8 protein-coding genes are annotated in these 11,375 nt (G+C 72.1%); 3 read left to right on the top strand and 5 right to left on the bottom strand.

Annotation, left to right across the window (positions count from 1 at the left end; genetic code table 11):
- Positions 1-115: 115 nt before the first annotated feature.
- The 4 genes from ACRDP3_RS27125 to ACRDP3_RS27140 all read right to left on the bottom strand — a co-directional run bounded on the left by ACRDP3_RS27125 (position 116) and on the right by ACRDP3_RS27140 (position 6,532).
- Positions 116-2,167, bottom strand: coding sequence for a putative bifunctional diguanylate cyclase/phosphodiesterase (locus ACRDP3_RS27125; RefSeq protein ID WP_431519658.1), 2,052 nt, complete (start codon positions 2,165-2,167; stop codon positions 116-118).
- A 410-nt stretch (positions 2,168-2,577) separates the two neighbouring features.
- Positions 2,578-4,782 carry an NAD-dependent DNA ligase LigA gene (ligA, locus tag ACRDP3_RS27130; RefSeq protein WP_431519652.1) on the bottom strand — a complete coding sequence of 735 codons (2,205 nt, stop codon included), beginning with the start codon at positions 4,780-4,782 and terminating at the stop codon, positions 2,578-2,580.
- Positions 4,783-4,802: 20 nt separating this feature from the next.
- Positions 4,803-5,843 carry a methionine synthase gene (locus ACRDP3_RS27135; protein WP_431519653.1) on the bottom strand — a complete coding sequence of 347 codons (1,041 nt, stop codon included), beginning with the start codon at positions 5,841-5,843 and terminating at the stop codon, positions 4,803-4,805.
- Entirely contained in the window at positions 5,840-6,532 is a 693-nt protein-coding gene (locus tag ACRDP3_RS27140) for an SDR family oxidoreductase (RefSeq protein WP_431519654.1), read from the bottom strand. The genes ACRDP3_RS27135 and ACRDP3_RS27140 overlap by 4 nt, the downstream gene beginning before the upstream one ends.
- A 147-nt stretch (positions 6,533-6,679) precedes the next feature.
- On the opposite strand from ACRDP3_RS27140, the gene ACRDP3_RS27145 reads away from it, so the two are divergent.
- Positions 6,680-7,744, top strand: a complete 1,065-nt coding sequence (locus ACRDP3_RS27145; protein WP_431519655.1) for an ATP-binding cassette domain-containing protein — start codon at positions 6,680-6,682, stop codon at positions 7,742-7,744.
- Complete coding sequence (locus tag ACRDP3_RS27150; protein WP_431519656.1) at positions 7,741-8,613, top strand: ABC transporter permease; 873 nt, start codon at positions 7,741-7,743, stop codon at positions 8,611-8,613. Before ACRDP3_RS27145 ends, ACRDP3_RS27150 begins: the two co-directional genes overlap by 4 nt.
- 12 nt (positions 8,614-8,625) lie before the next feature.
- Here the strand turns inward: ACRDP3_RS27150 and ACRDP3_RS27155 are convergent, their stop codons facing one another.
- Positions 8,626-9,153 (bottom strand): TIGR00730 family Rossman fold protein, encoded by a 528-nt coding sequence (locus ACRDP3_RS27155; RefSeq protein WP_431519659.1) that lies wholly within the window; start codon positions 9,151-9,153, stop codon positions 8,626-8,628.
- A gap of 22 nt (positions 9,154-9,175) precedes the next feature.
- On the opposite strand from ACRDP3_RS27155, the gene ACRDP3_RS27160 reads away from it, so the two are divergent.
- A complete protein-coding gene (locus ACRDP3_RS27160) occupies positions 9,176-11,161 on the top strand; it encodes an NAD-binding protein (protein WP_431519657.1) in 1,986 nt (661 codons plus the stop codon).
- Positions 11,162-11,375 lie beyond the last annotated feature (214 nt).

An 11,375-nucleotide genomic window follows, 5' to 3' on the forward strand; every position in this document is an offset into this window, starting at 1 on the left:
CTACTCGCGTGAGTAGCACCCGCCCAGCCCGGGGCGGGCGGCGAAGGACCCGTGGGCCGGGCCGGCAGGCCAGTGCTCGCATCGCGAGACGCGGGCGCGCCCGCGCGGGTTTCCGCTACTTGACGGGCTGCCAGCCCGTGGGCTGCGCGGCGGAGGGTCCGGGGGGCAACTGCGGGCGCGGGTGGTCGCGTTCCAGGGAGTGCGGTACGCCCTCGCGCGCCCGCAGCCACGCCGTCGTCTCGTCGGGCGGCATCGCCGCGGCCACCAGCCAGCCCTGGACGGCGTCGCAGCCCAGATCCCGCAGCCGCTCCCAGGTCTCGTCGTCCTCGACGCCCTCGGCCACGACCAACAGGCCCAGCGAGTGCGCCAGATCGACGGTGCAGCGGACGATCTCCGCGTCCTCCGCGTCCACCGCGAGCCGGGCCACGAACGAGCGGTCGATCTTCAGCTCGCTCACCGGCAGCCGCCGCAGGTGTACGAGTGAGGAGTAGCCGGTGCCGAAGTCGTCCAGCGACATCTTCACGCCGTGCCCGGTGAGGGCGGCCAGGGTGTCGGCGGCCCGCTGGGGATCTTCCAGCAGAACGTGCTCGGTTATCTCCAGCTGCAGTGCCCCCGGCGGGACTCCGTGGCGAGCGAGCCGTCCGGCGACGGCTCCGGCGAAGCCGGGGGTGTGCACGTCGCGGGGCGAGACGTTGACCGCGACGGGCACGGTCAGCCCGTCGGAGCGCCATCTGGCGACCTGGGCGAGCGCCGTCTCCAGCACGTACTCGGTCAGCCGGGGCATCAGCCCGGAGGTCTCGGCGATCGCGATGAACTCGTCCGGGGGAACCCGGCCGCGCTCCGGGTGCACCCAGCGCACCAGCGCCTCCAGCCCGGAGACGACACCGTCGAAGCCGACCTTGGGCTGGTAGTGCAGCTCGACCTCGCCCGCGTCGAGCGCCCGGCGCAGGTCCGCCAACAGGCCCAGCCGGTCGGGGGTGTTGCCGTCCCGGGTGGCCTCGTAGACCTCGACGCCCGTACGGTCCCGCTTGGCCTCGTACATCGCCACGTCCGCGCGCCGCAGCAGCCCCTCGGCCTCCCGGGCGTGCTCGGGGAAGACCGCCACGCCCGCGCTCGCCTCCAGCACCAGCGTCAGCCCGTCCAGGTCCAGCGGTGAGCCCAGCGCGGCGACCAGCGTGCGGGCGGTGCGCATGGCGCTGGTCGTGGAGTCGGCGAGCGGCAGCAGTACGGCGAACTCGTCGCCGCCCAGCCGGGCCGCCTCGGCACCCCGCGGCAGCGCCGCCCGCAGCCGCTCGGCGATCTGCAACAGCAGCCGGTCGCCCGCGAGATGGCCGAGTGTGTCGTTGACGGAGCGGAAGCGGTCGAGGTCGATGAGGACGAGCGCGGAACGGGCCTCGAGGCGGTCGGCCTCCTCCAGCGCCGACCAGGTGCGCTCCAACAGCCAATGACGGTTGGGCAGTCCGGTGAGCGGGTCGCGGAGCGCCTCCTCGGCGCGGGCTCGCGCGATCCACAGCGTGGAGTCCAGCGCGATCAGCGGCACCGCGAACAGCGGGAGCAGCAGGGAGCGGTGCACGGCAACGACGGCGATCAGCGGTGAGATCCCCAGCAGCGCGAGAGCGACCAGGCAGTGCCGCAGCAGCGAGCGGCGCAGCGCCGTGGGCAGGCTGGTCTTGCGCGGGCCGTAGGAGAACCACAACAGGGTGCGGGTGACCAGCAGATAGGCGCCGGCCGCGAGGACGACGGCGGGCAGCGTGAAGAAGCCCCAGTCGTCGGGCTTCCAGGGGTGCTCGACGGAGGGGCGGGTGCCGAAGGCGGCGAGGGCGAGGGCCGCGGCGCCGATGCCGAGGATGTCGACGGCACCGTGCACCACCGCCTGTCGCCAGCGGTGCCGGCGGGCGGCACCGACCAGCACCACCACGGTGAGCGAGACCAGTACGGCCGGCACCCAGCCGTAGAGCAGCAGTATCGCCATGGTGAGCGCGGCACCCGAACCGGTGCCTCCCCACCAGCGGTCCCGGCCGAGGGCGACGAGATGGCCGACGATGATGCCGGTGAGCACGGCCAGCGACCAGCCTCTGACGGCGTCGGGGAACAGAGCGTGCCCGCGTGTCAGAACGCTCGCCACGCCCGCACCGGCCGCGATCGCGGCCACGGTCACGACGGTCATCCGCAGTCCGGGCACCCGCAGGGCGGCCAGCCGCAGCAGCCACGGGACGTCCTCCGCTCCGGCCGTGGCCCCCGTGCGCCCGCCCGCCCCGTCGGCGGGCAGGCGAGAGTCGGGGGGACTGTGGCCCCCAGGGATTTCCTGCATGCCCGTCCCTCTCGCAGCCGTCCGTACCTGCTCGCCAACCCAGGCACGTACTTCAACAGTAGGCCGCGCACCGCCGCCAGGGCAGCGATCGAGCGGGAGTGCCTCAATGCGCCCCCGCCGATTCAGCCCCGTTCCGGAACGTCGACCGGAAACTGTGCGCCTACTGTGCGCTTTCTGTAGGGATACCCCGGCGTAAACGCATGGGGCGGCTGGGACCTCAGAACAACAGCGGGACGCCAGAGGCGACTTGACGTGCCGTCAACATCCTACTCGGGAGGTGTGACCGCTGCTTCCCGTGCCGCGTCCGGCCCTTGCTCCAGCAGAACGGCGAGTCCGTCATCGTCCAAAACCGGTACCTTCAGCTGGACGGCCTTGTCGTATTTCGACCCCGGACTCTCCCCCACCACGACAAATCCGGTCTTCTTCGAAACGGAACCGGTCACCTTCGCTCCACGCTCCTGCAGTGCCTCCGTCGCGCTGTCACGGGTGAGGGAGGCGAGCGTCCCGGTGACGACGACGGTGATCCCCTCCAGCGGACGCGGCCCGGCTTCTCCGGAGTCCTCGGCCGCCATCCGGACCCCGGCCGCACGCCAGCGCTCCACGATCTCGCGGTGCCAGTCCTCCGCGAACCACGCCTTCAGCGAGGCCGCGATGGTCGGCCCCACCCCCTCGGTCGCCGCCAGCTCCTCCTCGTCCGCCTCCGCGATCCGGTCCAGCGACCGGAACTCGCGGGCCAGCGCCTCGGCCGCGACCGGACCCACGTGCCGGACCGAGAGACCCGTGATGATCCGGGCCAGCGGACGCTCCCTGGCCGCCCGGATGTTCTCCAGCATGGCGAGGGTGTTCTTACGCGGCTCGCCCTGCTTGTTGGCGAAGAGGGTGACGACCTTCTCCTCGCCGGTCTCCGGGTCACGCTTGGGCAGCCCGCTGTCCGGGTCCAGTACGTAGGACCTGATGGGCAGCAGGTCCGCGACCTCCAGGTCGAAGAGTCCGCCCTCGTCGCGCAGCGGCGGCTCGGCGGGCTCCAGGGGCTGCGTCAGCGCGGTGGCCACCACGTAGCCGAAGTGCTCGATGTCCAGCGACTTGCGCCCCGCCAGGTAGAAGATCCGCTCCCGCAACTGGGCGGGGCAGGAACGGGCGTTGGGGCAGCGCAGGTCGATGTCGCCCTCCTTCATGGGGCGCAGCTCCGTGTCGCAGTCCGGGCACCGGGCGGGCATCTCGAACTCCCGCTCGCTGCCGTCCCGCAGATCGGCGACCGGCCCCAGGATCTCCGGAATGACGTCCCCGGCCTTGCGCAGCACCACCGTGTCCCCGATGAGTACGCCCTTGGACCTGACCACTTCCTGGTTGTGCAGGGTGGCGAACTCCACCTCGGAGCCGGCCACCGTCACCGGTTCCACCACCGCGTACGGCGTGACCCGGCCCGTACGGCCGACGCCGACCCGGATGTCGACCAGTTTGGTGTTCACCTCCTGCGGCGCGTACTTCCACGCGATCGCCCAGCGGGGGGCCCGCGAGGTGGAGCCCAGCCGTCCCTGCAGCCGCACCTCGTCCAGCTTCACCACGACACCGTCGATCTCGTGCGCGACGGAGTGCCGGTGCTCGCCGTAGTGGGCGATGAACTCGCGGACGCCGGGGAGTCCGTCCACCACCTTGGTGTGGGCCGAGGTGGGCAGGCCCCACTCGCGCAGCAGGTCGTAGGCATGGCTGAGGCTGTCGATGTCGAAGCCCTCACGGGCACCGATGCCGTGCACCACCATGTGCAGCGGCCGGCCCGCGGTGACCTTGGGGTCCTTCTGCCGCAGTGAACCGGCCGCCGCGTTCCGCGGGTTGGCGAACGGCTTGTCACCGGCCTCCACCAGCCCGGCGTTCAGCGCCTCGAAGCCCTCCATCGGGAAGAAGACCTCACCCCTGACCTCGACCAGGGCCGGCACCCGCTCCCCGGTCAGCCGCTCGGGGATGTCGGCGATGGTGCGCACGTTCGGCGTGATGTCCTCGCCCGTACGGCCGTCGCCGCGGGTGGCGGCACGGGTGAGCCGCCCCCGCTCGTAGGTGAGGTTGACCGCGAGGCCGTCGATCTTGAGTTCGCAGAGGAAGTGGTGCTCCACGCCCTCGAGTTCGCGCCCGACGCGGGCTTCCCACTCGCCCAGCTCCGCGTCGTCGAAGGCGTTGTCCAGCGAGAGCATCCGCTCGCGGTGGGCGACCTCGGTGAACTCCGTCTCGTACTGCCCCGCGACCTTCTGGGTGGGCGAGTCCGGGGTGACCAGCTCCGGGTGGCCGGCCTCGACGGCCTCCAACTCGCGCAGCAGCCGGTCGAACTCGGCGTCGCTGACGACGGGCGCGTCCCGCACGTAGTAGCGGAAGCGGTGCTCCTCGATCTGCTCCGCCAGGCGCTGATGCCGCTCCCGCGCCTCGGCGGGGACGCCTCCGGCCACCTCGGCGGGCTCTGCCGCGTGCTGTTCGCCAGCCACCGTCTCGTCCTCCCGTTACGTTACTCAGGGTTGTCAGCGAGTGATCTCGCGGCCCGGGCGCAATGGGCGAGCACCGCACTCGCGTACGCGGGCGCCGCACCCGCGAGCCCGCACGCCGGGGTGACCACGACCGTCTCCGTGAGGAGAGCCGGGGACAGCCCGAGCCTGCGCCAAAGCGACCTGACACCGCTGACGCTACCGGCAGGGTCTGACAATCCCCGGTACGGCGGCGCGGCCCTGCTGACGGAGGGCACGACTCCCGCGAACAGGGCTGTGCCGCCCTCTACCGCCTCGCCGATCGCCTCGTCCTCACGCTCGGTGAGCAGTGAGGTGTCGAAGGAGATGCCGGTGACCCCCGCCCGCCGCAGCAGTCCGAAGGGCACCTCGGGCCCGCAGGAGTGCACGACGACGGGCGTGCCGGACTCTCCGGCCGCCTCGGTCAGCGCCCGCAGCGCCCCCTCCACCACGGCCCGGTCGACAGCGCCGTGGCTGCGGTAACCGCTGGCCGTCCGCACCCTGCCCCGCAGCACCGCCGTCAACGACGGCTCGTCCAGCTGCAGTACGAGCCGGGCCCCGGGCACTCTGCGCCGTACGTCCGCGAGATGGGACCGCAGGCCCTCGGTGAGGGACGCCGCCAGGTCCCGGCGGGCACCCGCGTCGCCGAGCACGGCCTCGCCGTTGCGCCGTTCCAGGGCGGCGGCCAGCGTCCAGGGTCCGACCGCCGAGACCTTCAGCGCGCCCTGGTATCCCTGCGTGAACTCCTCCAGCGCGTCGAGGTCCTCGCCCAGCCAGGATCGCGCCCGCCTGGTGTCGCGCCCGGGCCGGTCGCTCAGCCGCCAGCCGCTGGGCTCGACGTGGGCGTACAGCTCCACCAGCAGGCCGATGGTGCGGCCCGTCATGTCCGCGCCCGGCCCCCGCGCGGGCAGCTCCGGCAGGAAGGGGAAGCTCTCCAGGGTGCCGGCGACCGTGCGCGCGGCCTCCCTGCTGTCCTCGCCGGGCATCGAGCCGACGCCCGTCGCGGCGGCCGTGCCCCACGGAAACCGCCAGCCGGCCGCGCTCATGCGACCGGCTTCACGCTGAGATCGGTGACCTCCGCGCCGCCACCGGGCAGGTCCAGCGCCGTCAGCAGCGTCGTCGCCACCGCCCCGGGCTGGATCCACCGGCCGGGGTCGTACTCCTTGCCCTCCTGGCTGTGCACCTTCTCCTGCATGGGAGTCGCCGTGCGGCCCGGGTAGACCGAGGTGACCTTGACGCCGTGACCGCGCTCCTCTTCGCGCAGCGCGTCCGCCAGGGCCTTGAGGCCGTGCTTGCTCGCCGCGTACGCCGCCCACTGGGGGTTGGCCCGCAGCCCCGCCCCCGAGTTGACGAACAGGACGTGCCCGCGGGCGACCCTCAGCTGCGGCAGCAGCAGCCGCGTCAGCTCGGCGGGGGCGACCAGGTTCGCGGCGAGCGTGCTGTTCCAGATCTTCGGTGTCAGCTCGTCGATCCCGCCCAGTTCGACGACGCCCGCGATGTGGTGCAGGGAGTCCAGCCGGCCGGGCAGTTCCTGCTGGCTCAGCGCCCAGGAGAGCCGCTCGGGCTCCTCGAGGTCGCCGACGACCGTACGGGCGCCCCCGAACCGCTGCGCCAGCTCCCTGGCGCGGCCCGCGTCGCGTGCCAGCAGCCACAGTTCGTCGCCACGCTCCAGCAGCCGCTGGGCGACGGCGGCGCCGATGCCGGATCCGGCACCGGTGATCAGATGAGTTGCCATGCCCCCATGTTCCACCAGCGGCCGCCCGGCTCACGCACCGGTGGCCGCCCGTCGATGAGTTTCCGCGCCCGGCCGAGTCTGTTGGCTGTGAGGTGGGCGCTGTCCGGTACGGAGCGCTCAGGGGGCCGAGAGACAGGGAAGGCAGCGATGAGATCGGATACCGCGCTGCGCGCGACGCGGCGGCAGACCGGCGACGTTCCGGCGATCGAGACGTCGGGGCTGGTGAAGGTCTTCGGGGAGAACCGGGCCGTGGACGGCATCGACCTGCGGGTTCCGGCGGGGACGGTCTACGGGGTGCTCGGCCCCAACGGCGCGGGCAAGACCACCGCCGTCAAGATGCTGGCCACGCTGCTGCGCCCGGACGGCGGCGATGCGCGGGTGTTCGGGCACGACGTGCTGCGGGAGGCGGACGCCGTACGCGCACGGGTCAGCCTCACCGGGCAGTACGCGTCGGTCGACGAGGACCTGACCGGCACGGAGAACCTCGTGCTGCTGGCCCGGCTCCTCGGCCATCCCAGGCGGTCGGCGCGGGACCGGGCGGCCCTGCTGCTGGACGCGTTCGGGCTGGGCGACGCGGCCGGGCGCCAGGTGAAGCACTATTCGGGCGGCATGCGGCGGCGCGTCGACATCGCGGCCAGTATCCTCAACACCCCCGATCTGCTCTTCCTCGACGAGCCCACCACGGGGCTCGACCCGCGCAGCAGGAACCAGGTGTGGGACATCGTGCGGGCCGTCGTCGCCCAGGGCACGACCGTGCTGCTGACCACCCAGTATCTGGACGAGGCCGATCAACTCGCGGGCCGGATCGCGGTCATCGACCACGGCAGGGTCATCGCCGAAGGTACCCCGGGGGAGTTGAAGTCGTCCGTCGGCGCCGGCTCCGTACATCTGCGGCTGCGCGACGCCGGGCAGCGCGAGAAGGCCGGAGCCCTGCTGTCGCGGGCGCTCGGCGCCCAGGTGCAGCTCGACCCCGACCCGGTGTCGCTGACCGCCCGCGTCTCCGGGGGCGGCACCGAGCGAGGTGCCGCCGAACAGGCGGCCCTCGCGCTGGCCGAACTGACCCGGTCCGGCGTCACCGTCGACCACTTCTCGCTGGGCCAGCCCAGCCTGGACGAGGTCTTCCTCGCCCTCACCGATCACCCCGCGCACGAGAACAGTCCCTACGAAGGCCACTCGCGCAACGGCCGGGCCGCCGAGGATGACATCGCATGAGCACTTCGCCCGCATCCGCCCGCACCCGCGTCGCCCGCGGCACCGAAGCACCGCTGCCCGTCGCGGACACGGAGGGCCTGGCCGCCCTGCTGGTCGCCGGCGAGCGGCCGGCCCGGCCCGGCGCCCTGTCCGTCTGCGCCGCCTTCGGCTGGCGGGCGATGCTGAAGATCAAGCATGTGCCCGAGCAGCTTTTCGACGTCACCGCGTTCCCGATCATGATGACGCTGATGTTCACGTATCTCTTCGGCGGTGCGCTGGCCGGTTCGACCACCGAGTACCTGCAGTTCCTGCTGCCGGGGATCATGGTGATGAGCGTCGTCATGACCACCATGTACACCGGCGTATCGGTCAACACCGACATCGAGAAGGGGGTGTTCGACCGGTTCCGTACGCTGCCGATCTGGCGGCCGGCCCCGATGGTCGGCTATCTGCTCGGGGACGCCTTCCGCTACACGATGGCATCCGTGGTGATCCTGGCCGTCGGGCTGGTGCTCGGCTTCCGGCCGGCCGGCGGGGTGCCGGGGGTGATGGGCGGGATCGCGCTGCTGGTGGCCTTCTCGTTCGCCTTCTCCTGGCTGTGGACCATGTTCGGGCTGCTGCTGCGTACGGAGAAGTCGGTGATGGGCGTCAGCATGATGGTGCTCTTCCCGCTCACCTTCCTGAGCAACATCCTGGTCGATCCGACGACCATGCCGGGCTGGCTGCAGGCCTTCGTGAAGGTCAACCCGGTCACCCATCTCGTCGAGGCCGTACGCGGCCTGATGGCGGGCGACTGGAACGGGCCCGAGATCAGCTGGACGCTGATCGCCGGCGGTGTGCTGATCGCCGTCTTCGGGACGCTCACCATGCGCCTGTACAACCGCAAGTGAGCTGCCGGAGTCCTACCAGGACTCCAGCAGCCCCAGTGCCTGCGCGCCGTCGTCCGCGAAGGCGACCAGGTCGCCCAGCGGCAGCGGCAGGAATCCCTCGGCGTCCATCCGGGCCAGTTGCGCCCGCAGACCGTCGTAGTAGCCCGAGGTGTTGAGCAGCACGACGGGCTTGGCGTGCAGTCCGTGCTTCTTCAGCTCCAGGATCTCGGTGGCCTCGTCCAGCGTCCCGGTACCGCCGACCATGATCACGAACGCGTCGGCGCGTTCCAGCAGTTGCGCCTTGCGTTCGGCCAGGCTGGCGGTGACGACCATCTCGTCCGCGTTCGCCCGCGCCTTGCTCTGCAGGAACTCCACGGAGACGCCGACAAGCCGTCCCCCGGCCTTCTGCACCCCGTCCGCCACCACCTTCATCAGTCCGACGTCCGAACCGCCCCATACCAGCGTGTGTCCGCGGCTGCCGATAAGCTCGGCGAACTCGCGTGCGGCGTCGGTGTATACGGCGTCGAGCTCGGCGGCGGAGCAGAACACACATATGTGCAGGGGGGAACTGTCCTTGGATGGCATGGACAGCAGCCTAGGCCGCGGCGGTCTGCTCGGAAACATGATTGTCTGCGGCGACAACGCTCTCGCGCAGCGGGTCACCAAGGAGCTGGCCACGGTCTACGGGCAGCGGGTGACCGTCGTACTGCCCTCGCTGCGGGGCGGGAACCACGGCCCGCAGATCGCCGAACTGGTCGGCGACACGGCGCTGTCGGTGGACGCCGTCGAAGCGCGCGTCCCCGACGACGCCGCGCTGATCCGGGCGGGCATAGAGCGGGCCACCGCACTGGCGATCACCTCCGGCGACGACCAGCTGAACATCTACATCGCGCTGCGCGCACGCCGCATCAATCCGCGCGTGCGGCTGGTGATCAGGATGTTCAACCGCACCCTCGGCCACTACCTCGAGGACCTGCTGGACCGGGCCGCCCGCGTCCGCGGGTCACGCGACACGGCCGACGCCACCGCGACGGTGCTCTCCGACGCCGACACCGCCGCGCCCTCCCTCGTCGCCGCGGCCGTCGTCGGCAGCGACAAGGTGCTGCACGCGGACGGGCTGCTGTTACGGGCCAAGGAGCGCACCCTCGGCACCGCCGACCGGCGCAACCCGCTGTGCACCCTCGCCCTTCTCCCGGCCACCGGGGACTCCGAAGCGGGCGAGGGCGGCGTGGACGGCGGTCCCGTACTGCTGCCGGGCGAGGAGGACCTGGCGGGGCTGCCGCCACAGCGAGGCGCCGTCCTGCTGGAGGCCATCACCCGAGGGCGCCGTACGGCAGCCGCCCGCACGCCCCGGCTGCCCAGGATGCTGGCCGTCAAGGAGCTCTTCTCCCGGCGGCTGCGGTACTCGCTGCTGGCGATGACGGCCGTGGTGCTCGCCCTCGCCTCGGTGAACTGGGCGATGAGCCGCGAGACCCCGCTGCACGCCGCCTACGTCACCCTGCTCGACGTCTTCGCCATCAACGAGCCCAGTCTCGGCGGTACCGCCGGCGAGCAGGTGCTCCAGCTGCTCGCCGGGTTCGTCGGGATGATGATGCTCCCGCTGCTGCTCGCGGTGGTGCTGGAGAGCTACGGAGCCTTCCGCAAGGCCGCCGCCCTGCCGACACCGCCGCGTGGAATGTCCGGACACGTGGTGCTGCTGGGCCTGGGCAAGGTGGGCACGCGTGTCCTCGACCGGCTGCTGGAGCTGAACATCCCCGTCGTCTGCGTCGAACGCGATCCGGAGGCGCGCGGCGTCGAACGCGCCCGCCGGCTGCGGGTGCCCACGCTGATCGCGGACGTCACCGAGGACGGGGTCCTGGACCACGCCAAGATCAAACGCAGCCGCGCGCTGCTCGCCCTCACCAGCAGCGACGGCACCAATCTGGAGGCGTCGCTCAACGCGCGCCAGATCAAGCCCGAACTGCGGGTGGTGATGCGGCTGTTCGACGACGAGTTCGCCGGCACGGTCTACCGCACGCTGCGCGACACCTATCCGGCGGCCCAGTCCCGCAGCCGCAGCGTCTCCGCGCTCGCCGCCCCGGCGTTCGCGGGGGCGATGATGGGCCGTCAGGTGCTCGGAGCGATCCCGGTCGGCCGCCGGGTGCTGGTCTTCGCCAGCGTCGACGTGCGCGGCAATCCGCTCCTGGAGGGCCGTACGGTCGCCCGCGCCTTCCGCGCCGAGGCGTGGCGGGTGCTCGCCCTCGACGTCGCCGACGCCGACGAACGGCGCAGCGACCTGTCGAATGTGTCGGACCTGCCGCCGGTCCCGGACTTCTCCTCCGTCTCCTCCACCGGGGCCGGCGAGCTGGCGTGGCGGCTGCACCCCGGGTACGTGCTCAAGGCGGAGGACCGGGTGGTGGTCGCCGCGACCCGGCGCGGTCTGAGCACGCTGCTGGCGGGGGCACCCGACGCGGACGGGCCGACGGTCCCGGGCACCGGGGAGCAGCCCGTCCCGGACGGGCTGCGGCAGCCCGGCCCGGGACGGGTACCGGAGCAGGGACAGCAGGGGGACGGCCCGCGTTCACCCTGACCGCGGACGGGGGCGAGCGGGCCTGCCGCCCGCCCCCGTCCGTATCTGCCTTGCCTGCCTGGACGTCACAGCCGGAAGTGGAAGATTCCCCAGGTGAGTTGCTTCCGGTTGCCGCCCTCGACCCAGTGTCCGAGACCCGTCTTCATCTGGGAGAGGTAGGCGGAGCTGACCTTGCCGGTGAGGGCGTCGGGTCCCTGGGCCGCCTCCTGGCGTT

Origin of the sequence: Streptomyces sp., from assembly GCF_050698815.1 — a bacterium.
Classification (GTDB): Bacteria; Actinomycetota; Actinomycetes; order Streptomycetales; family Streptomycetaceae; genus Streptomyces.

Bases quoted from the DNA above. Each gene is read 5' to 3' on its own strand.
- ACRDP3_RS27125 (WP_431519658.1), bottom strand. From the start codon at position 2,167: ATGACCGTCGTGACCGTGGCCGCGATCGCGGCCGGTGCGGGCGTGGCG.
- ACRDP3_RS27135 (WP_431519653.1), bottom strand. From the start codon at position 5,843: ATGAGCGCGGCCGGCTGGCGGTTTCCGTGGGGCACGGCCGCCGCGACG.
- ACRDP3_RS27140 (WP_431519654.1), bottom strand. From the start codon at position 6,532: ATGGCAACTCATCTGATCACCGGTGCCGGATCCGGCATCGGCGCCGCC.
- ACRDP3_RS27145 (WP_431519655.1), top strand. From the start codon at position 6,680: ATGAGATCGGATACCGCGCTGCGCGCGACGCGGCGGCAGACCGGCGAC.
- ACRDP3_RS27150 (WP_431519656.1), top strand. From the start codon at position 7,741: ATGAGCACTTCGCCCGCATCCGCCCGCACCCGCGTCGCCCGCGGCACC.
- ACRDP3_RS27160 (WP_431519657.1), top strand. From the start codon at position 9,176: ATGGACAGCAGCCTAGGCCGCGGCGGTCTGCTCGGAAACATGATTGTC.